At 43.9% G+C, this 22,207-nt stretch carries 20 protein-coding genes; 6 read left to right on the forward strand and 14 right to left on the reverse strand.

Annotation, left to right across the window (positions count from 1 at the left end; translation table 11 throughout):
- The 10 genes from rplV to ACAM39_RS08545 all read right to left on the reverse strand — a co-directional run bounded on the left by rplV (position 1) and on the right by ACAM39_RS08545 (position 7,105).
- Positions 1-330, reverse strand: coding sequence for a 50S ribosomal protein L22 (rplV, locus tag ACAM39_RS08500; RefSeq protein WP_007115550.1), 330 nt, complete (start codon positions 328-330; stop codon positions 1-3).
- A gap of 10 nt (positions 331-340) precedes the next feature.
- Positions 341-616 (reverse strand): 30S ribosomal protein S19, encoded by a 276-nt coding sequence (rpsS, locus tag ACAM39_RS08505; protein WP_007115549.1) that lies wholly within the window; start codon positions 614-616, stop codon positions 341-343.
- An 11-nt stretch (positions 617-627) separates the two neighbouring features.
- On the reverse strand, positions 628-1,458 hold the full coding sequence (gene rplB, locus ACAM39_RS08510) for a 50S ribosomal protein L2 (RefSeq protein ID WP_007115548.1): 831 nt from the start codon (positions 1,456-1,458) through the stop codon (positions 628-630).
- 10 nt (positions 1,459-1,468) lie between these two features.
- Positions 1,469-1,792 carry a 50S ribosomal protein L23 gene (gene rplW / locus ACAM39_RS08515; RefSeq protein ID WP_007115547.1) on the reverse strand — a complete coding sequence of 108 codons (324 nt, stop codon included), beginning with the start codon at positions 1,790-1,792 and terminating at the stop codon, positions 1,469-1,471.
- Entirely contained in the window at positions 1,789-2,391 is a 603-nt protein-coding gene (gene rplD, locus ACAM39_RS08520; RefSeq protein ID WP_007115546.1) for a 50S ribosomal protein L4, read from the reverse strand. The genes rplW and rplD overlap by 4 nt, the downstream gene beginning before the upstream one ends.
- A gap of 14 nt (positions 2,392-2,405) precedes the next feature.
- Entirely contained in the window at positions 2,406-3,044 is a 639-nt protein-coding gene (gene rplC / locus ACAM39_RS08525) for a 50S ribosomal protein L3 (protein ID WP_007115545.1), read from the reverse strand.
- Positions 3,045-3,085: 41 nt separating this feature from the next.
- Positions 3,086-3,397: a 30S ribosomal protein S10 gene (rpsJ, locus tag ACAM39_RS08530; protein WP_007115544.1), complete on the reverse strand. Its 312-nt coding sequence runs from the start codon at positions 3,395-3,397 to the stop codon at positions 3,086-3,088.
- Positions 3,398-3,731: 334 nt separating this feature from the next.
- Complete coding sequence (locus tag ACAM39_RS08535; RefSeq protein ID WP_050324672.1) at positions 3,732-5,297, reverse strand: Rne/Rng family ribonuclease; 1,566 nt, start codon at positions 5,295-5,297, stop codon at positions 3,732-3,734.
- 70 nt (positions 5,298-5,367) lie between these two features.
- Entirely contained in the window at positions 5,368-6,015 is a 648-nt protein-coding gene (locus ACAM39_RS08540; RefSeq protein WP_369627347.1) for an HAD family hydrolase, read from the reverse strand.
- The gene (locus tag ACAM39_RS08545; RefSeq protein ID WP_369627348.1) at positions 6,008-7,105 is read right to left on the reverse strand and encodes an RluA family pseudouridine synthase; all 1,098 of its coding nucleotides are present in this window, start codon (positions 7,103-7,105) and stop codon (positions 6,008-6,010) included. The genes ACAM39_RS08540 and ACAM39_RS08545 overlap by 8 nt, the downstream gene beginning before the upstream one ends.
- Positions 7,106-7,939: 834 nt before the next feature.
- On the opposite strand from ACAM39_RS08545, the gene ACAM39_RS08550 reads away from it, so the two are divergent.
- Positions 7,940-11,746 carry an Rne/Rng family ribonuclease gene (locus tag ACAM39_RS08550; RefSeq protein ID WP_369627349.1) on the forward strand — a complete coding sequence of 1,269 codons (3,807 nt, stop codon included), beginning with the start codon at positions 7,940-7,942 and terminating at the stop codon, positions 11,744-11,746.
- Between the two features lie 106 nt (positions 11,747-11,852).
- On the opposite strand, the gene ACAM39_RS08555 is transcribed toward ACAM39_RS08550, so the two are convergent.
- Positions 11,853-12,770: a DUF808 domain-containing protein gene (locus ACAM39_RS08555; RefSeq protein ID WP_369627350.1), complete on the reverse strand. Its 918-nt coding sequence runs from the start codon at positions 12,768-12,770 to the stop codon at positions 11,853-11,855.
- A gap of 399 nt (positions 12,771-13,169) precedes the next feature.
- Here ACAM39_RS08555 and ACAM39_RS08560 point away from each other — a divergent pair, with 399 nt between their 5' ends.
- The 3 genes from ACAM39_RS08560 to ACAM39_RS08570 all read left to right on the forward strand — a co-directional run bounded on the left by ACAM39_RS08560 (position 13,170) and on the right by ACAM39_RS08570 (position 16,919).
- Positions 13,170-14,012: a DsbC family protein gene (locus tag ACAM39_RS08560; protein ID WP_369627351.1), complete on the forward strand. Its 843-nt coding sequence runs from the start codon at positions 13,170-13,172 to the stop codon at positions 14,010-14,012.
- Between the two features lie 172 nt (positions 14,013-14,184).
- Positions 14,185-15,522, forward strand: a complete 1,338-nt coding sequence (locus tag ACAM39_RS08565) for a homoserine dehydrogenase (RefSeq protein WP_369627352.1) — start codon at positions 14,185-14,187, stop codon at positions 15,520-15,522.
- Between the two features lie 218 nt (positions 15,523-15,740).
- A complete protein-coding gene (locus tag ACAM39_RS08570; RefSeq protein ID WP_369627353.1) occupies positions 15,741-16,919 on the forward strand; it encodes a thiolase family protein in 1,179 nt (392 codons plus the stop codon).
- A gap of 73 nt (positions 16,920-16,992) precedes the next feature.
- Here ACAM39_RS08570 and ACAM39_RS08575 read toward each other — a convergent pair whose 3' ends face one another.
- Entirely contained in the window at positions 16,993-17,634 is a 642-nt protein-coding gene (locus ACAM39_RS08575; RefSeq protein ID WP_369627354.1) for a DUF1294 domain-containing protein, read from the reverse strand.
- A gap of 460 nt (positions 17,635-18,094) precedes the next feature.
- On the opposite strand from ACAM39_RS08575, the gene ACAM39_RS08580 reads away from it, so the two are divergent.
- Together ACAM39_RS08580 and ACAM39_RS08585 are read left to right on the forward strand one after the other, a co-directional pair.
- A complete protein-coding gene (locus tag ACAM39_RS08580) occupies positions 18,095-18,928 on the forward strand; it encodes a DUF2382 domain-containing protein (protein ID WP_369627355.1) in 834 nt (277 codons plus the stop codon).
- A gap of 158 nt (positions 18,929-19,086) precedes the next feature.
- Positions 19,087-19,662: a DUF2382 domain-containing protein gene (locus ACAM39_RS08585; protein WP_369627356.1), complete on the forward strand. Its 576-nt coding sequence runs from the start codon at positions 19,087-19,089 to the stop codon at positions 19,660-19,662.
- A 132-nt stretch (positions 19,663-19,794) separates the two neighbouring features.
- Here ACAM39_RS08585 and ACAM39_RS08590 read toward each other — a convergent pair whose 3' ends face one another.
- Complete coding sequence (locus tag ACAM39_RS08590) at positions 19,795-20,712, reverse strand: LysR family transcriptional regulator (protein WP_369627357.1); 918 nt, start codon at positions 20,710-20,712, stop codon at positions 19,795-19,797.
- A gap of 137 nt (positions 20,713-20,849) precedes the next feature.
- A complete protein-coding gene (gene paeA, locus ACAM39_RS08595) occupies positions 20,850-22,172 on the reverse strand; it encodes a polyamine export protein PaeA (RefSeq protein ID WP_369627358.1) in 1,323 nt (440 codons plus the stop codon).
- Between the last annotated feature and the right edge of the window lie 35 nt (positions 22,173-22,207).

The raw sequence follows: 22,207 nt of genomic DNA on the forward strand, positions 1-22,207 counted from the left end.
TTATGCTCCTACCTTAACTGTGATGTGGCAAGTACGTTTGCTAATACGGTCAGCACGACCTTTGGCACGTGGTAAAACACGTTTTAACGTAATACCTTCATCCACATAAATGGTAGAAACACGCAATGTATCGATGTCTAAACCATTGTTATGCTCAGCGTTAGCAATCGCAGATTCTAAGCATTTTTTAACCAATTTAGCGGCTTTTTTGTTGCTAAAGGTTAAGATATCTAATGCACGCTCGATTGATTTGCCGCGAACTTCGTCAGCAACTAAGCGTACTTTTTGTGCCGAAATGGCGGCACCGCGTAATTTTGCAGTTACTTCCATGATGAGCACCTTATTTCTTAGATTTCTTGTCAACGCCATGACCACGATATGTACGGGTTGGGGCGAATTCACCAAGTTTATGACCAACCATTTGCTCGTTTACGATAACAGGTACGTGTGTACGACCGTTATGAACAGAAATAGTTAAGCCGACCATTTGTGGCAAAATCATTGAGCGACGTGACCAAGTTTTGATTGGTTTGCGTGAGTTAGTTTCTAACGCATTCTCAACTTTGGCAAACAAGTGCGCATCGATGAATGGACCTTTTTTCAATGAACGAGGCATGAAATTATTCCTTATTTCTTATTGACGCGACGACGGCGGATAATCATGTGGTCAGTACGTTTGTTAGAACGTGTTTTAAGGCCTTTAGCCTTTTGACCCCATGGGCTGGTTGGGTGTTTACCGAAGTTACGACCTTCACCACCACCGTGTGGATGGTCAACTGGGTTCATTGCAGTACCACGAACGGTAGGACGAACGCCACGCCAGCGGTTGGCACCTGCTTTACCCAATGATTTAAGGTTATTTTCAGTGTTTGATACTTCACCGATAACCGCACGACAATTTACGTGGATACGACGAGTTTCGCCTGAACGTAAACGAACGATTGCATAGATACCATCACGACCCAATAATTGAACCGCAGCACCTGCTGAACGAGCGATCTGTGCACCTTTACCGATTTTAAGTTCGATATTGTGAATCACTGTACCCACTGGAATGCTACGTAGTGGCAAGCAGTTACCTGGGCGAATTGGTGCAGTTTCACCAGAAATAACGGTATCGCCTTGTTGCAATTTTTTTGGTGCGATAATGTAACGACGCTCACCGTCTGCATATTTAAGTAGTGCGATGTGTGCAGTACGGTTTGGATCGTACTCAATACGCTCTACAACAGCAGGGATGTTGTCTTTGTTACGTTTGAAGTCAACAACACGGTAATGCTGTTTATGACCACCACCGATATGACGGGTAGTGATGCGACCGTTGTTGTTACGACCACCAGTTTTGCCTTTTGACTCTACTAATGCTGCATAAGGACGACCTTTATGAAGGTGTGGATGCACCACTTTCTCGACAAATCGGCGACCTGGTGATGTCGGTTTGGCTTTTACGATAGGCATTGTGTAATCCTTATTCGTTGTCAGCAGCAGGTTGTTCTGCTACGTCGGCTACTTGAACATCTTGACCAGCTTTTAAGGTCACATAGGCTTTTTTGAAGTCTTGACGACGACCTACCGTGCGACCAAATCGCTTTGTCTTACCTTTAACATTCAAAGTGTTAACTTTAACTACTTCAACACCTTCAAACATTAATTCTACGGCTTTTTTAATCTCTTTTTTTGTCGCGTTGGTGTCAACTTTGAACACTTGCACACCTAAAGTATCGCCCAAGATTTGAGATTTTTCTGAAAATACAGGTGCTTTTAGTACCTGATATAGTCTTGCGTTATTCATGCTAACACTCCCTCAATTTCTTTGGCGGCTGCGACAGACATGATGACTTTGTCAAACGCAATTAGGCTAACTGGATCAACTTCAGTGCTACCTAGTACGCTGACGTATGGAATATTGCGAGCAGCTAAGTAAAGATTTTCGTCAACTTCATTGGTAACGATTAATGCTTTAGGGGCATTTAAGTCTTTAAGTTTAGCAATAAGCTCTTTAGTTTTTGGTGCTGAAATGCTGATGTCATCAACCAATACCAAACGGTCTTGACGAATCAATTCAGCAAGAATGCATTGCATGGCACCACGGTACATTTTACGGTTCACTTTTTGTGACCAATCTTGTGGCTTGGCTGCAAATGCGCGACCACCACCGACCCAAATTGGGCTACGGATGGAACCAGCACGTGCACGGCCAGTACCTTTTTGACGCCATGGTTTTTTACCACCGCCAGATACTTCACCACGCGTTTTTTGAGCACGGCTACCTTGACGACCACCCGCTAAATAAGCGGTAACTACTTGGTGTACAAGTGCTTCGTTGAATTCACGACCAAATGCTACGTCTGATAGCTCAACCGCCGAACCTGTTACTGTATTTAGATTCACGTTAATCCCCTTGATTAAGCTTTAACTGATGGACGTACGATAACGTCGCCACCGTTGGCACCAGGAATTGCACCCTTGATAACTAGGATACCTTTTTCAGCATCAACTGAAATCACTTCTAAGCCTTGTACGGTCACACGTTTGTTACCCATTTGACCTGGCATTTTTTTGCCTTTAAATACACGACCCGGTGTTTGGTTTTGACCTGTAGAACCCACAACGCGGTGAGATACTGAGTTACCATGTGTCCAATCTTGTGAACGGAAGTTGTGGCGTTTGATACCACCTTGGAAACCTTTACCTTTGCTGGTACCAATTACGTCAACGATTTGACCTACTTGGAACAAGTCAGCAGCGATTTCACTACCTGCTTCGCGGCCTTCAAGTTCGCTGTCTTCGACGCGAAATTCCCAAGTGCCACGACCTGCAGCAACGCCAGCTTTTGCAAAGTGACCTTTTTGAGCTGCATTAACACGAGAATCACGACGTTCACCAGTTGTTACTTGGATAGCTTGGTAGCCGTCTGTGTCTTGTGTTTTGATTTGAGAGATACGGTTGGCAGTAACTTCAACAACAGTTACAGGAATTGAAACACCTGCTTCTGTGAAGATACGAGTCATGCCGCATTTTTTTCCGACTAAACCGATCGCCATGTTGTTAACCTCTTAATTTTTACTGTTATTCAATATAGGTGTTACCCTAATGCGATTTGTACATCAACACCCGCCGCCAAATCTAACTTCATCAGTGCATCGACTGTTTTGTCAGTAGGCTGAACGATATCTACCATACGTTTAAATGTGCGGATTTCGTATTGGTCACGGGCATCTTTGTTCACGTGTGGTGAGGTTAAGATGTTAAAGCGTTCAATGCGAGTTGGTAGCGGTACTGGACCACGAACTTGTGCACCTGTGCGTTTTGCGGTATCAACAATCTCTTGAGCTGATTGGTCAATCAGACGATGGTCAAAAGATTTAAGTCTGATACGGATTTTCTGGTTAGCCATGCCAGTAAGCTCCTAATATAAAGTTTGATATGGGTTAATTTGCGTTGGGTGTTAAGCTGTTATTGAGTAAACACCTAACTTGCATTTTTTACCTGTTTTTAACAGGCACTTTTTGAAAATAAAAAAATTTCAGTCCCACTCAAACTATTAACTTGCAATACATAGATAGCATTATTAATAGTCGGTGAAACTGTATTCTTTAATTTCGTGTCGCAATCAATGGAGCGACTGTATTAAAGGGCTTATTCTTTTATGAATTGACGAATCATCTTCGTCGCCCTGCAATAAGTTAAGTGGGCTGTATTATACCGATTTTTTGGGTAAAAGCAATAGGCTAATCTAGCAAAATATCATATTGTTCTTGATTAAAACGGTTATCACTCTCCAAATTAATCGGACGACCCAGCAAATATTCCATCTCTGCCACCGTATCCGCTTCAATGGTTTCAAGCAAGTCAATAACGCCGCTGTTTGCTACCACGGTAAATTTCTTAGGGGCATTATAGGTTCTGGCGCAGCGCATCAATTCGCGGAAAATCTCCAGACACACGGTTTCGGCGCTTTTGACAAAGCCTTTACCGCCACAGGTTGGACACGGCTCACAAAGCTGTTGTTGTAAGCTCTCACGCGTGCGTTTACGAGTCATCTCTATGAGCCCAAGCGCTGAGACTTCGCTGATGTTAGTTTTGGCATAATCGCGTTTGAGCTGTTCTTGCAGGCTTGCTAGCACTTCATCGCGGTGCTGTTGCTCTTGCATATCGATAAAGTCAAGAATGATAATCCCGCCCAAATTACGCAGTCGCAGCTGACGGGCGATGGCATGGGTGGCCTCTAAATTGGTTTTATACACCGTATCTTCAAGAGAACGCCCTCCGACAAATGAGCCTGTATTGACATCAATGGTGGTCATGGCTTCGGTTTGGTCGATGATAAGATAACCGCCTGATTTGAGATTAACACGGCGATTGAGCGCGTCTTTTAAATCCTCTTCAACACGGTGAACATCAAATAACGCCTGCTCGCCTTCATACAATTGAATACGTGGATAAATGAGTGGGACAAACTCTTTGGCAAAATGACGGATAGCATCAAATACTCGGGCGTTATCGACCGTCACCCTTTCAGTCTGCTCACCAATCAAATCTCGAATCGCGCGCAAAGGTAGCGACAAATCTTGATAAATTAGCTCAAAACGGCGATGGGTCGGCGTTTGTTCACGGCGGGCTTGTACCATACGCCAAAGCTGCAGTAGATAGTAAATATCTTCTTCAAGTTTGGATTGCGGGATATTTTCGGCAGCAGTACGCGCAATCAATCCGCCTTGTAGATTGACTTGGTGCATCAGCTCGCCAAGCTGCGTTTTTAACCGCTCTCGCTCATCGCCATCAATCCGCTGAGAGATACCAATATGTTCACCATACGGCAAGTACACCAAATAACGCGAAGGCAATGACACATCCGTCGTCAGTCGTGCGCCTTTACTACCTAATTGGTCCTTAATCACTTGCACCAAGATACGCTGTCCTTCATACAAGCGGTTCTCTATCAACTCGCTAGGCGGTGGCTGATAGGTGGTTGTGGTCATCGCAAGCGTAGTGGTATCAGGGTCTAAGGTGTTGTCAATTGCGGGGTTTTGCGGTTTGGGCGGTTCAATGGCTGAGAGCTTAGGACGCAGGGTCTGCATATCATTGACGTGCAAAAACGCGGTGCGCGATTGCCCAATGTCGATAAATGCTGCCTGCATCCCTGGTAGTACGCGCACCACTGTGCCAAGGTAGATATTGCCCACTGAGCCAAGTTTGCTATGGCGTTCGATAAAGATTTCGTTGAGTATCCCATCTTCGAGAACCGCGACTCGGCTCTCAGATGGGCTGATGTTGATGAGTAGTTCTTCGGTCATTGTAAACAGCTTTTTAAAATTTTTAGTTGCCGTTATTCTACTCGAAGTTAGTTATCTGCACAAAGCTAAACTAAATGAGCTGTTGTTTTAGTTCATTGATTGTTGCAACAAGCTTGGTTGGATGTTCTTTTGCTAAAACATCGGCTTTTTCACAGCCGTAACTTACAGCAATGCTATCCATCTGTATTGCATTTGCCATACGAATGTCATGAATACTATCACCGACAAATACTGCATCATTAACTGTCTTGCCTGTTTCTTTTAAAATTTGTTCCAGCATCAGCGGATTTGGCTTACCTGCGGTTTCGTCAGCGGTTTTGGTGAGCGTAAAAAACGCTTGAATGCCAGAGTTTGGCAATACTCGCTTCAGACCTTTTCGTTTTTTCCCTGTGGCAATCGATAGTGTTTTGCCTTGCGCGTGTAAATCTTGAATCAATTCTTTAATACCATCAAACAGTTTGTCGTTGTCGCAATGCTTGACATAATACTCAGAGTAAGTGGCAAGCAAGTCATCATATTTATCGCTGTCATTGGGAAATAGCATGGGAAACGCATCCACGAGTGCAATACCAATAATCGATTTGGTCGCGTCATCGGTGACGGTTAAACCGTTTGCTTGGGCGGCATGGCGCATGGCATCGACGATTAAGCCCACCGAATCCATCAACGTGCCATCCCAGTCAAAAATGATTAGGGATTTGTTTTTCATGTTAATCATGTTGATTCTCTATCAAATTTTGCATATCGACTGGCAATTCGGCTGTAATTGTTTCATATTCTGGAATAGCAAGCTGATAAGCATGCAAGCACAAGCGGCGCACGCTTTTATCGCCTTTAGCCACATTCGGATTGTATTTATCATCACCCAATAATGGATGTCCGATGCTCGCCAAATGCACCCGAATTTGGTGGGTACGCCCTGTCAGCGGTTTGGCTTCAATTAAGCTGACTTTTTGACCATTTAACTCAAATTTTTGCAACACGTTAATTTGGGTTTGACTTGGCTTACTGTCTTCGGATTTCATATCCACTTTGACACGGCGTTCACCGCTTTTGCCTTCTTGTGTGGCAGGCAACGTGTATTTTAGTAGCGGTTTATCAATGGTTTGTGTTTCGCTACTTATCCAACCTGCGACCAAACACAGATAGGTTTTTTGCAAGGTTTTTTCTCGCAAATGCTCTTGTAAAGTTTTAAGGGTTGAGCGTTTTTTGGCAATCATCAGTAAGCCAGAGGTATCTTTGTCAATTCGGTGCACCAGCTCAAGGTATTTTTTACCCGTTGCTTCTCGCATGGCTTCAATCACGCCAAAACTCTCGCCACTGCCGCCATGTACCGCCATACCCGATGGTTTATTGAGCACGATTAAACCCTCATCTTCATACACAATGCGCTCAAGCAAGCTTTGGGCAAAGTCAGGGCTAATCACGGGTTTTTCACGCGTGGCAAGCTTGATGGGTGCAATGCGCACCACGTCATTACGCTGCAGTTTGTCGTGGGGTTTACAGCGTTTGCCATTGACACGGATTTCGTCGGAACGAATCATGTTATAGACGTGTGAGCGCGGCAGTCCTTTAAGACGACCCAACAAAAAATTATCAACACGTTGGTCATGCTGCTGGCGTGTGACGGTCAGATAATTGACCTTAGCAAAATCTAAAATATCGTCATCTGCAGACTGCGGTTGTTTGCTGGGCGGTTGTTTGCTAGGCGTGCGTTTTGGGGTTTGATGAGCCGATTGCTGCGATGGGGTGTCGCGTTTTTTGCTAGGATGGGCAGGACGTTTGGGAGACTGCGAGTGCTCTGTCATATTTTGATAGCCGTTTACATAAAAATTTGCTATAGTTTAGCAGTTTAGTGCCTGTGCCGCTATGAATTCGCGCCATCAATTCGACTGGACCCTGTTAAGCTTCATTACAATGGAGTGTACGCGGGATAATTAAACTGTCGCTTTTGCTGTCGCCCATACTACCGAAATTTATTCATGGCAGTATGACTCACGATAGGGCGCACTAAACTGCCAATATTTATAGATTTTAAGACTGATTTTAATCAATATCAGCACACGACATACGAGTAACGAAGATAATTGTCATTTGAAAACATGTTCAAATAGTTTGTAAAGATTAGTGATATATAGAGATAACAGATAAATGGTGGGTTTTGTGCCTTACAACCACGAAACTGCTGGTAACGATTAGCGTATTATGCGCCTAGGTAAATGAACTCAGTAGTTGCGATTTTGAGATAAACGTTTACGGTTTTGGACGATTTACCATTTTAAATTGCCCACGCCTTTGTAAAACCTAACTTATCAGGCTTGCCATTTAAAGCGAAAACTAACGCTAACACTTTTTGACCAATAGGGAAAAAGGGTTCATTCATTTGTCCTAAAACGCACATTGTTTTGGGCAACAACCCCTAATCCAGCATGACGGCTGTATTTACATAACAGGTTTACAACCTCGCTATGGCAATAATCCAACTTAATCATGCAATTTTTGGTGAACAACAAACCTTGTTATCAAGCCGCTTAAGCTTGGTATCAGCGAGCCTAGTCAAAACTGTTTGACGTTGTTTCATCAAATGTTTGATAGCAACATTTATCTACCCTCGTATGTTTTGTGTGTTTAGGAGAAAACACATGAAGCGCATCCTCATCAATGCTACCCACGCCGAAGAAATCCGTGTTGCCCTGTGCAATGGCAATCACTTGTATGACTTCGATTTAGAAAACCGTACCCGGGAGCAAAAAAAGGCCAATATTTATAAAGGTCATGTGACCCGTGTCGAGCCATCGCTTGAAGCGGTATTTGTGGAATACGGTTCACAACGTCAAGGTTTTTTACCGATTCGTGAAATCGCCCCAGAGTATCTAGCAGGTGACCCTCGATCTACCAATAACATCAAACAACTGATTAAAGAAGGCGATGAACTCATCGTTCAGGTGGAAAAAGAAGAACGCGGTAATAAAGGCGCGGCGTTATCTACTTTGATTTCATTGGCGGGTCGTTATTTGGTATTGATGCCCAACAATGCGCGTGGCGGCGGTATCTCTCGCCAAATCTCTGGCAAGCTGCGCGATGAGATGAAGCAAGCGTTAAGTGAGCTAAGACTACCCAAAGGCATGAGCGTTATCATCCGTACTGCAGGGATTGGTAAAACCACGGATGAATTACAACAAGACCTTGACCATTTATTAAACATATGGAAAGGCATCCAACAACAAAGCCAAAAATTCCCCTCACCTCGCCTGATGCACCAAGAAGCGGGCGTAGTCACCCGTGCAGTACGCGACTACCTGCGTGATGATATCACGGAAATTTGGGTTGACAATGAATACGCCTATAATGAAGCGGCGAATTTTATTGAAGCGGTGATGCCGCAGCAAGCCAATAAACTGCGCAAATACACTGACTATGAGCCGATGTTTGCCCGTTTTGGGATTGAAAAACAAATCGAAACCGCCTACCAACGTGAAGTACGTTTGCCAAGCGGCGGTTCGATTGTAATTGACCAAACTGAAGCTCTGGTATCAATCGATATCAACTCATCAAAAGCTACCAAAGGCGCGGATGTCTCAGAAACGGCATTTAATACCAATTTAGAAGCAGCAGATGAAATCGCCCGCCAGTTACGCCTGCGTGATATGGGTGGTTTGATTGTTATTGACTTTATTGACATGGCAACCGATGACCACCAAAAACAAGTGGAAAATCGTCTCAAAGAAGCCACCAAAAACGACCGCGCACGTATCCAATTCGCTGAAATTTCACGTTTTGGACTACTTGAAATGAGTCGTCAACGCTTGCGTCCGTCACTTGAAGAAGCGACAGGTTACCTCTGCCCCCGTTGTCACGGTACCGGTATGATTCGTGACTTGCGTTCACTTGCTTTGTCAATCATGCGTCAAATCGAACAACGGGCGCTACAAGAGCGTCATGGCGAAATACAAGCCGAAGTGCCAACCGATATCGCGGCATTTTTACTTAACGAAAAACGTGAAACGCTCGTCTGTCTTGAGCAAGAAAGTGGCACGCGCATTACTATCTTGCCGCATGCCCATCTTGAATCCCCCGAGTTTAATATCACTTATAACAGTGATGGGTTTGCGCCAGCGAGCTATGAGCGTGTCGCCGAAAGCCAACAACAAGAATATAAAGACCGTGGCTACGATACGAGCAACTGGCACACCGATGACAATGAAGTCAGCCGTGTAGCACCGACAGGTAATCATAATGCCTGGAGCAGTGCTAGCAACGCCGCCAACACCACGCCGAATCCTGCAACGCCATCAAATAAATCTCAGCAAACTGCTAACAATACGACTGCCCCAAAAGCTGCCGCGCCAGAGCCTGTGCAGCCGGCTGCCACTGTTCCTGCAACTTCTGCAGTCGCTTGGCTATCGAACTTGTTTGCTCCTACCCAGCAAGCCCAAGTCACCCCACACTTTAGTGGTCAAGATGCCGCTTCGGCGATTGAAAGTCTTGTCAATACCGGCGCGCAAAGCTTGGGGGTGCAAGGTCAAATCAATCACGCCGCATTGACCGCAAGCATCCCTGCGGTGAGCACAAACACCAGTGAAACTAGCGCCAATCCTTATCAAGAAGCGTCTCAACAACCTTCAGCCACGGCTGAATCAAGCGATAAAGATGCCGATCGCCGTAAACGTGGTAACCGCAAACCAAAGGCTAAAAAACCAAACCGTTATCAATCTGAAACGAGTGAGTCGGAAGTTTCATCACAGGACACTGACAGCAATAAAGACAAGTCAAACGATGCGTTAAAAACTGCCAAAACTAGTGAGCTGCCAAAACGTGAGCCGAATAGTCGGCGTGACAGCCGCGGGGTCAAAGAACGTCGTGCTACACTAGCAAACGATGATAGTAACGCGGCTGCAGTCAATGATGTGACAGCGACTGATAACGCTGTTGCCGCTGTCGATGGTAGAAAAAACAACCAGTCCAAAGCAGAAAAACCGAAAGGCACAAAACAACGCAACCCCAACAGTGTGCAAGTTCAAGTATTTAAAACTGAACCACAGCAACCTATAGCTGCGGTTGAAACAACGCACCTCTCGCTAGATGCCAGCAAAGATGAAATTGCAAAACCTGAGGTGCAGCCAATAGTATCGGCTACGATGCCCGAACCCACAACACCAGAACAGGCAATTCAGACGCCAGTTAACTCTAGCAGCGTTACAGTGTCAAATGATGAGGTAGCAGAGCTCGCTAAAGCATCCACACCATCTGCGCCATCAGCTGAAACTGCCACTGTACAGCTAGCAGTGACACCGAGCCAAGGTCGTGCCAAAAATGACCCACGCGAAGTCTATAAGGCTTACCAAGCGCAATTTAGCCCAGTTGCCTCTGTAGTGACCACTTCAGTGACAAAAATTTCAGGTACGGTGAGTCAGTTTATTAACCAGTACTTAGATAATGCTGCTGAAAAAATGGCAACTGACAGCGTGGTTAGCTGCTTTATCCAAGCCATCGACGCTTTTAATCATCAAGCTGCTACCACCACTACCCCAGCAAAAGATAATGTCGTAGTGGCTGAACAACAGCGTTTTGGGCAGTATTTTAGAAATTATGGTTATGCCAGTTTATCCGCGCAAAACTTGGATGATTATCATACGGCCATTTTGCCCGCCAGTCAGTTCCAATGCCAAGCAGGCAAAACTGACGCTGCGCTGCCAATAGTGACTAAACGCGCCATCAATGATCCACGCGGCGCCATAATTGATACCGCTGTCGCTCAAGCGCCGACTGACTCAAACCCGTCAGTTGCTGAGCCTACCCCCAATCAAACTGACAGTGTCACCGGTCAAGTAGAAGCAGCCTCAACTCAATCAGCGTCGCTTAGCCAAAACCACCTGCCATATCAAGCAGGTAGCGTAGGCGCATGGATTGTGGCGCGCTTAGGCGACCAAGGTCATGCGTTGATTGAGCAAGGTAAATTGGTCGAAGCTTACTTGCAAGCGCACAATGCGCCAGTCGCTAACCAACCAACCGAGCCAGTCTCTGCGACAACAATAGCGGACGATGCTATAGTGAATCAGGACGTTGACTTAGTGCCAACAGCTGATGAACCAGCAGTAGGCTTTAATACTGACAGCGAAGGTGTTGAAGCAACGGACGTAGAAGATAGCGCAGAAGCAGCGGCGCAAAAACGTAAAACCACACCCGTTAGTTATAAGAACATGATTGAAAGTGTGGCAGAACAAATGAAACCGGCAACCGTTGGTATGCTGACGTTGGCAACCCCAAAAGCACCGAAAACCCGTACGCGTAAAGCTAAGGCGAGCGAAAAACCAGCAGCCAAACCCAAAACGCGTACCAGTAAAAAGGTGGAAAATGCCGTTGTTGTCACTAAAAAATCGACGACCACCGCCCCAACTGACGTAGCGCCCTCTCACGATGAGTCGGTAACGCCGCAGCACAACCAGTAATTCAATCGTGTTTGCGTGCCTGTATAGCAATAAAAAAAGCAGTTCAACATGAACTGCTTTTTTATTTTAGCTACAAATTTTAGATACAATGAATGGGCGGACTCGTTTAATGGGCAGGCTTGTTACGAATTTTTGAGATGACTGTCATGATCGCAACTACTACCAAACCTGCTACCAAACCAACCAGTGCATTTAATAAGTTAGTGGTTAAGCCTGAAAACACCCCTGACAAGTCACCTAAATGTTCAATCCCATGATATAACGCGCCAACGCCGTGTGCCAAAATACCACCACCCACCAAAAACATTGCCAAAGTACCGGCGATTGATAGCACTTTCATCAAAATAGGCGCAAAGGCTAATAAGGCTTTACCTATACTTTGTGCCGCTGATGACGACTTTTGTTGCAAGTGCAGCCCCAAATCATCTATCTTGACAATCATGGCAACAAAGCCATACACACCCACTGTCATGATGAGTGAAATTGCTACCAGTGTTGCCGCTTTATCCAGTAAAGGCACCGTTGCCGCAATGGTGCCAAGTGAAATCACAATGATTTCAGCCGATAAAATAAAATCTGTCCGCACTGCCCCTTTGATTTTTTCTTTTTCATGCGCCACCAAATCCACACTTTCATCGGCATTGGCTGCTACCCGCTCGGCTTGCTCGGGATCGTTACTCGCGGGGTGTGGCCAAAATTTGTGCACCACTTTCTCTGCCCCTTCATAACACAGATATAAACCACCAATCATCAATAATCCTGTTACCAAGGCTTGTGAAATTGCACTGATAATCAAAGCCAGCGGCACTAAAATCACTTTATTGACTAAAGAGCCTTTGGCGACACTCCACACCACAGGCAACTCGCGATCGGCTCGTACCCCTGATACTTGATTGGCGTTGAGTGCCAAATCATCGCCCAACACGCCCGCCGTTTTTTTGGCAGCGACTTTTGTCATCACCGATACATCATCTAGGATGACACTAATATCGTCGAGTAAGGTTAATAAACTAGCAATTGCCATGATAGATTCCTAAAAAATAGTAAAAGATGAAAAATAATAATAGTTATTAAACTAGCTGAAGATTTGTTAGTTTACAAATTTGTTTTGCAAACACAATGTTTAAATTGTATCGCAACTTATCAAAAGTTATTTGCTTAAACGTTGAATTTTTTTAAAAAACCTAGTTAAGCAAACTTTGTTAAACAACCCTTCAATGCATTAATAGAACTTGGCTTTGAGCCGGTTACTTTTAGCGGACCAAAAAATTGAAACAAGCGGAAAGATTGAAACGGGCAAAAATGTGAGCCCCGACCTAGTAGACGTGGTAGATTATTAACAATAAGTTGACAGGGTTAGCGCTCATACGCCATAACAATATGGTAAAATAAAAACCTATATTAACGTTCTGTGGGTTTTCTCATGCTCATTCGTTTTGCAACTTATCCTGCTAAAACCTCATTAACTGCCCGTTTGATTACCAGTGTCATCGCTGTTGCTGGCATTGTTGGTTTGGCAGGTTGTGATAATGCCCAATCGCGCACACCCGCCAATTCTGAAAGTCAGAAACTCGAAGCGACTAGCAGCTCAGCTCCCGCGGCAAAAAATGAACCACAGCTACAGCAAATGCTGGCGGCAAATTTAGCCAAATCAGGTATCACCGCCAAAATCACCTCGGTGACAGCGACCAGTATGCCAAATATCTATTGGGTCAAGGCCGAAGGTTTACCGGCGTTTTTTACCGATGCGACAGGTCAATATGTGATACAAGGCGATATCATCAAAGTCGGTGGTGCCAAACCTGAGCATATCTCAGCGAACTTGCAAGCACAAGATGCGAAAGCCAGCCTTGCCAGCATTGATAAAAAAGACATGATTATCTTCCCCGCCAAGGGGCAGACGAAAGCGGCAATCTATGTGTTTACCGATGCAGATTGTGGTTATTGCCGTAAATTCCACAGTGAAATCGATGAGATAAATGCACTGGGTATCGAAGTGCGCTATCTACCTTGGCCACGTAGTGAACAGACCATGCCAATCATGGAAAAAATCTGGTGTAGCGGTGACCGTAAAAAAGCCTTAACCGATGCCAAATTGGGCATGCCTATCAATGCACCGACTTGCAGTAACCCAGTACGTAAAATTTATGAGTTAGGCGCAAATTTGGGTATCAATGGCACCCCAGCGGTGTTTGACACAGAAGGTCATCAACTTGGCGGTTATCTGCCACCGGATGAATTGGCACAGGCGCTCAACCTCAAATAAGTTAACCCCGGATGGGATACAAACCAGCTATTTGTCATTAGCTGGTTTTTTATTTTAATTTTTTTAGGCAATTGGATTTTATACCTTACCAATCACAAGTTAGCATGGTATATTTAGCTAGCCAACTTTTAAACTTTTATTTTTATATTTTTGACATTTGAGAATTTTTTTTATGAATAATCGACCTATTCAATTAGCGATTTTAGGGCTTGGTACTGTAGGTACTGGGGTGGTTGAACTACTACAAAACAACCTTGATGAAATGACGCGTCGCACAGGACGTGAGATTAAAATTACCCACGTAGGGACGCGTCGCAACCGTACCGATATCCCAACAGACATCAAACAATCTGCCGATTTGCTTGATATCGTTCAGCAAGATGATGTGGATATTGTGGTGGAATTGATGGGCGGTACGACCATGGCTAAAGAGGTGATTTTAGCGGCAATCGAGCATGGCAAACATATTGTGACTGCCAACAAAGCATTACTGGCAGAACATGGCAATGAGATTTTTGCCAAGGCAGATGCCAAGGGCGTCAAAGTGGCGTATGAAGCCGCGGTTGCCGGCGGTATTCCGATTATCAAAATCTTACGTGAAGGCTTAGCTGCAAACAAAATCGATTGGCTTGCTGGCATCATCAATGGTACAGGCAACTTTATCATGACTGAAATGCGTGATAAAAAGCGCGACTTTGCAGATGTCCTCGCTGAAGCACAAGCGCTGGGTTATGCCGAAGCCGATCCGACATTTGACGTCGAAGGGATTGATGCTGCGCATAAATTGACGCTGCTTGCGTCAATCGCGTTTGGTATCCCGCTACAATTTGACAAAGTTTACTGTGAAGGCATTACCAAAATCACCAAGCAAGATGTGCGTTATGCCAACGAGCTTGGCTACCGTATCAAGCATTTAGGGTTTGCTAAACGTCGTATTTTAGACAGTGGCGAAGAAGGCATTGAATTACGTGTACACCCGACTTTGATTCCAAAACAGGTGTTACTTGCCAATGTGAATGGGGTAAAAAATGCCATTATGGTTGACGCAGAGCCTGTTGGACAAACCTTGTATTACGGTTCGGGTGCTGGGGCAGGCGCAACTGCATCCGCTGTGATGGCAGATGTGGTGGACATGGTACGCGCCCTTGCAGAGACCAATGATTCAACCGCCAATTTGGTGCCACATTTGGCATTCCAGCCTGAGACACTCAATAACACACGCATTTTGTCAAGCGATGAAATGATCTCAGGCTACTATCTGCGCCTACAAGTCAAAGATGATTTGGGCGTACTAGCAGAAGTCACCCGCATTTTAAGTGAGTCTAAAATTAGTATTGATGCAATTTTGCAACAGCCAGCGCATGATGATACTAGCACTGATTTGCCAGTCATTATTATGGTTGACCCCGTCGTTGAGCGCAATATGAATGAAGCGATTGCTAAAATCGAAGCGTTAGATACCGTGACCGATAAGGTGGTGCGCATTCGGTTGGATGAGTTGATGCAGTAAGATTTGGGTAGACTCGACTGGTATATTTTACAGTGTTTTCAGTAGTTTAATTTACATTTTAACTATGATAATATGAAATGTATCGCATTAGCTAAACTTAAAACATCTATTGTGATTGGCATGCTTGCCGTTTATAACCCTGCTTGTTTATAGACCGTAGTGATTTAGGTCGTAGTTTGCTTGTGACACCAAAAACCCTAACTCAAAGGAAATTTAATATGGAAAATTCAGTCGTAATCGTAGATGGCGTTCGCACCCCAATGGGTGGATTCCAAGGTGATTTGAGCGAAGTATCAATGCCAGAGCTTGGTGCAACCGTGATTAAAGAAGCCGTCAACCGTGCCGGCGTAAAACCAGAAGAGATTGACGAAGTTATCATGGGTTGTATCTTAACCGCGGGTGCAGGTCAAAGCCCAGCGCGTCAAGCGATGCGTAAAGCAGGTATCCCAGATGCCACAGGCGCAATCAATGTCAACAAACTTTGTGGTTCTGGTATGAAAGCCATTATGCTCGGTGCCAATTCAATTCGTAGCGGCGAATTTGATATTGTGGTAGCAGGTGGTATGGAATCAATGACCAACGCCCCTTATGTGCTACCAAAGGCACGTGGTGGTTATCGCATGGGAGATGGCGAGATCAAAGACACCATGTTCTTAGATGGTCTTAAAGATGCTGATACCGGCAAGTTAATGGGTGCATTTGCGCAAGAAATGGCAGATAAACGGGGTATCACACGTGAGGCGATGGATGCATTTGCTATCGAATCGCTAAAACGCGCCAACACCGCCATCAATGAAGGTCACTTCAAAAACGAAATCGTTCCGGTTACTGTCAAAACTCGTAAAGGCGATGTGGTCATTGACACGGACGAACAACCCGGTAAAGCCAATGTAGAAAAAATCCCAACCTTAAAACCCGCGTTTTCAAAAGATGGTACTGTCACTGCCGCTAACTCAAGCTCAATCTCTGATGGGGCAGCTGCCGTTGTATTGATGTCAGAAGACAAAGCCAAGGAAAAAGGCTTAAAACCACTTGCACGCATCGTTGCCCAAGCCACCCACTCACAACACCCAAGCGAATTTACCATCGCGCCCATTGAGTGTGTGAAAAAAGTTTTAGCAAAAGCTGGATGGACTACAGAAGACGTTGATCTTTGGGAAATCAATGAAGCATTCGCCATGGTAACGATGCTTGCTATGCAAGAAAATGACCTTGACCATGCTAAGGTTAATATCGAAGGCGGTGCTTGTGCATTAGGTCATCCCGTGGGGGCATCAGGTGCGCGTATCGTAGTCACGCTTATCAACTCACTCAAACGCACAGGCGGCAAAAAAGGCATTGCTAGCTTATGTATCGGTGGTGGTGAAGCGGTTGCATTAGCGATTGAATTAATCTAATTGTCTCATGCTAAAAAAAATCCCTAAGCTGTATTAGGGATTTTTTTTGCGCATCAATCAATCTATCAAGCAATCATCTGATTTTCATGTTGATATAACTTATGATTGCCAAAGCTAGGATATTCCCGATCACTGTTAAGTAAAAAGCCCTACGAAATTCTGGCTTGGTTGATTTATGGCGCAATGACCAATGGGCAAACGCCGCCCCTACCCAGCCCCCAGCAAAAGCTAATTTATGGAGTGACGATTCTTGCACACGCCAATCACCATTTTGCGCAGCTTTTTTATCATGCGCATACAGCAGATAGGTCGCCAAACTTATCGCAAAATACCAACCTATAATCCATAAGGGTAAGTGCTTAACCAGCACAATAGCGGTCAGTAACACAAAAAACAGCACCCCAATAGCCACCCACGTGAGTAATGTTTGATTTTTAAGGTCGTTTTGAGTTTGACGAACTTGGCGGGCATTTTGTTGGGCAATTTTTTGTCTGACAAACGTCTGTTGCTGCACGTTGACAGCGCAGGGTTTGCCATCTCTGCCTTGCCCTATTTCAAAAACTACCGCTTCATTAAGCGCAGGGCGTTGGTTTGCTCGGTATTCGCTGATATGGAAAAAGATGACTGAGTCTTGTAAATTGTTATCCGTTCGCTCAATAAACCCAAAGCCTTTGTCATCTTGCCAGCGGGTTATTTTGCCTTGATATTTTTTCATTAAAAATCACCTAGTGCTATGTTTTTATAACGCATTTTTTATAACGCATTACTGGGGTTTGCGATGGTGGTTTGTGCTATGTGTTCTACCCAACTTTTTTAATATGTTTTTACTTTATTGCTAAAAGCCAAATTCTTTTACGCTTAGTTGCAAAAGTTACTTAAGACAACTGCCAATTACACCCACCAAACAAAACTTTATCTAATTCTACTATTTAATGGGTGAGTTTTCGAGTACCCTTGTATGCATGTCGAGCGATAAAGATTACGAATTTTTTCGCCACTCTTATCATCGGCGAATTCAACAATCCATCAGTGATGAAATATTTAATTTGTTGAATTTTAAAAAATTTATTATAACAATTTTCAGTTAACTATAAAAAATTATCTTATATTTGTTAAATTTTAATTTAACAATTTTAATAAAAATAGACAATAAGATAAATAATGGAGATTTTCTCATGGCAAGTTTAATGCGTTTACGCGATATCCAAGACACCCACGTTGACCTTTTAGGTAACGATTATTTTGACCCAACCGGTAAAACCGCTTATGGCGCCAATGGCGAAAAAATAGGTAGCATTCAAGGTGCTTTAGTTGACGATACCACAGGTCGTATCCGTTATTTCATCGTTGATGTAGGCGGTTGGTTTAGCTCAAAAGAAGTATTGGTACCTGCAGGGTTAGCCCGTATTCAAGACGACAATGTCTATTTTGATTCGCTCAGCCGAGATACTGTTGAAACAATGGATAGCTACGATCCTGACTACAACTACAGTATTGAAGAACAAACGGTTCGTGACCGTCACGTATTTGACCGCGCTGCAACGCCTGTTAAGCTTACTGATAACGATTACCAATCACCTAATACATTACAGTTGCTTGAAGAACGACTTTCAGTCAATAAAGACAAAATTGTAGCGGGTTTACTAAAAGTAGGTAAACATGTTGTGTCCGAGCCACGCACTGTCAATGTTGAGCTAACTGAAGAACAAGCACATATTCAGCGTACGCCAGTTAATAAACCTACTGATCGCAACATCGGTGATAATGACAATGCTACTATTGAGGTCGAACTGGAAGCTGAACGTGCAAATGTCAACAAACAAACTTACGTGACTGAAGAAGTTAACGTAGATAAAGTGGCCCAAACTCGTACTGAGACCTTTAATGAAACCGTTCGTCGTGAAGAGTTAGATGTACAAAAAGATGGCGTTGAGCGCGTAACGGGTGTTGATACCGTCGATGGTAATGTATCACCTGCAATCGATCCAAATGCGCCCCGTAAACTTTGATAATTAATATCATTAGAATTAATTACTATAAAGTTTAACTTCTGCCAACGGTGTTGCCATTGGCTTGAAAAAGGCAGATGATTTCATCTGTCTTTTTTGTGATTATTATATATTATTACAGGATTTTGGAACAATAACTTTGCAATGGAAAACACTCGATGAAAAACCCGATGATCAATACTAATGTACTACACCCCCAGGATACTCATACTCATGATAACATTGTCAAAACCGTCGATTTTCGTGAAGATACCAACAACACTTTAGAGCTATTAGCTGAACGCCCCCAAGTGCAGATTGAGCGATTTGTCAAAGACAATATTAAATTATCAAAAAAAATCATCAGCCAAACGGTTAACGTTCCTGTGACACTCAATCAAGAAGTCTTAGTGATTGAACATGTATTTGCCCAGCCTAACGCCCCTCATGATAATTTAGTCAGCGTAGTTACTAACAACGTCAACGTGCCACAGTTAATGGTAAATGGGCAAGCGATTACTTTAGGGGATACGCCGATTGAGATTCCTCTACTTCAACAAATAGCTAAAGTAAATATTGAAACCATTGTGGCGGAAAAAGTACAGTTAATGACTCAAAATGTCAGTCATGAAACGCAAATTCCTGTGACACTGCGCCATGAAGAACTGGTCACTGAAAAAGTTGAATACGATGAGCCAACAGTATTAGCAACAACGCATATCCCACCCGAAGATGTTAACTTGGTCTCAAAGTAATTCTTTTTTACTTTGGGTGAGCTGGCTTTAGCTTTGGTTGGCGTGTGTTGGTATGTAATTTGGGTGTGGCATACATCAACATAAGTGTCATAGTGTCACACCCAGCATTTTTAATTGATTAGGTTTAATCAATTAGGCTAGATGATGGGCAGGTAATATCGATTTATGGGTAATCTCTGGCAGTAAATCCAAAAACCCTTGAATATAAGCCACTTCTTTACTTGTAGTACGGGTCGCAGCATAAAGCTGGCAAAACACGCCCTCCCCCAATGCCCTTGATATTACCCAGCCTTTTTTTTCGTATTCATTTACTACCCAATTCGGTAACGAGGCAACCCCTCGTTCACTCGCAACTAGCTGAATTAACATCGCCGTCAATTCTGTGGTTCTTAGTTTCTTGGGCGCAAGTCCTGCAGGCGCAAAAAAATGCGCGATGATATCAAGGCGCTTGGCTTCCACAGGATAGACGATGAGCGTTTCATCAATCAAATCTTCTGGCAAAATCGGCGATTTTTTATCGACTAATGGGTGGGTCGGTGACAACACCAGCCGACTTTCGTATTGAAATAACGGCAAATAACTGATTCCCTCCAAGGGTAAGCGACTGGCTGTGATAAGCACATCAATTTCTTCATCGAGTAGCATTAGGTGGGGCTCAGGTTCAAAGCCTGAGCTAAAGTCTAGCTCAACGTCTTGCCATTCCCTGCGATAACGATTAAGAATAGGCATCAACCAATCAAAACAGCTATGACATTCCGAGGCTAAACGCAATTGTCCCGTTTGACCACGACCCAGTCTTTTAAGGTTGGCGGTGGTACGATTAAATTGCGGTAGCACACTGTCGGCAAGCTTGAGTACTTCTTTGCCCGCCGGGGTAAAGCTTAGTGGTCTTGAGCGGCGATTGACGAGGCTAACACCATAATAATTTTCGATTTCTTTGAGCTGATGGGAGACTGCTGATGCCGTGACATACAAGTCCTCAGCCGCGGCAGCAAGCGAGCCTTGCTCACGTAGTGCGGTCAATAATTGAAGGTGGCGGATTTCAAGCATAAAATAATTTTACCGTTTGCCAAGCCCAAAAGAAAAAAGTTCACGATTTGGTGAAACCATGAACTACTTTAACAAGAAACGTGAAAAAAGTTAATCAGTTTCAATGTCAAAGCGGCAGTATTACCCAGTCACCTTGACTAACTATCGCTGATAATTTGGTTTTCTTCATCTTTGATATAACGGGTAACGAGTAATTGGTCAATTTTATGATGATCAATATCGACTACTTCAAATTTATAACCTTGATATTCAACAAAATCCGCAGGACGGGGAATTTTGCGCAGTTTGTACATCATAAAACCTGCTAAAGTTTCATAATTGTCCCAATCGGGAAAATCTTCGATACCGAGCGCATGTTTGACGTTTTCAATCGGCGTGGTACCTTCAATCAGCCATGAAAATTCATCACGCTGGATAATCTGCTGCTCATCTTCAATCGGTGCGACCCAATCCCCCATCACTGTCATCATGATATCAGATAGCGTAATGACACCGACAATGAGCGCATATTCGTTCATCACCACGGCAAATTTTTCTTTACTAGAGCGAAAACGGTCTAGCAGCTCGGATAAGGTTAATGTATCGGGGATGATTAATACATTACGAATCGTAGTTTCATTGAGCAAAATTTGCGACTGGTTACTAAGAAGTTTTACCAAAATATCTTTGGTATCGACATACCCAATCACTTCATCAATATGGTCTTTACATACCAGAAATTTTGAATACGGATAACTTGCGATTTTTTGGCGAATACTTTGCTCAGACTCGCCAAGGGTGAAATACACCACATCCTCACGGGTGGTCATGCTAGAGGGCACGTTACGTTCTTCAAGCTCAAAAACGTTCTCGATAAAGTGATGTTCTTGCTTGAGCAACACCCCCGCTTGCGCACCTGCATCCACCACAGCAGAAACATCATCAAAGGTGATATTTTCTTCTCTCACCATGTTGACTTTAAAAATTCTAAAAATCAGATTTGCCAGCCCGTTGATAATCCATGCCAGCGGCTTAAATACTTTGATTGACAACAGTACAGGCTCAATCACCGCTAACGCCACGCGTTCTGGGTTAATCATGCCAATGCGTTTGGGGATCAAGTCAGCAAACAAAATAAACAATAAAGTCACCACCAAAAATGACATCATAAAACCGATATTATCGAGCATTTTGCCTTGATAAAAGGGGGAGATAAGGTCAATAAAGTAGGGGCGAAGCGCAGACTCACCGACAATACCGCCCAAAATTGCCACGGCATTTAGCCCAATTTGTGAGGTGGCAAAAAATTCGGCAGAATTTTCTTGTAAATGTAAAATTTTATTGGCGCGATTGTCACCCGATTCTGCTAACAACTTTAGCTTGATGCGCCTAGCACCTGCCAAGGCAATTTCGGAAATGGAGAAAAAACTGGAAATCAACACTAATATACAAATAATTAGTAGATTTTGAAATAAACTCACAATACACCTATATTTATCTATTTTTATTTAGACAA

Source organism: Moraxella sp. K02, assembly GCF_041154755.1.
In the GTDB taxonomy this organism is placed as follows: domain Bacteria; phylum Pseudomonadota; class Gammaproteobacteria; order Pseudomonadales; family Moraxellaceae; genus Faucicola.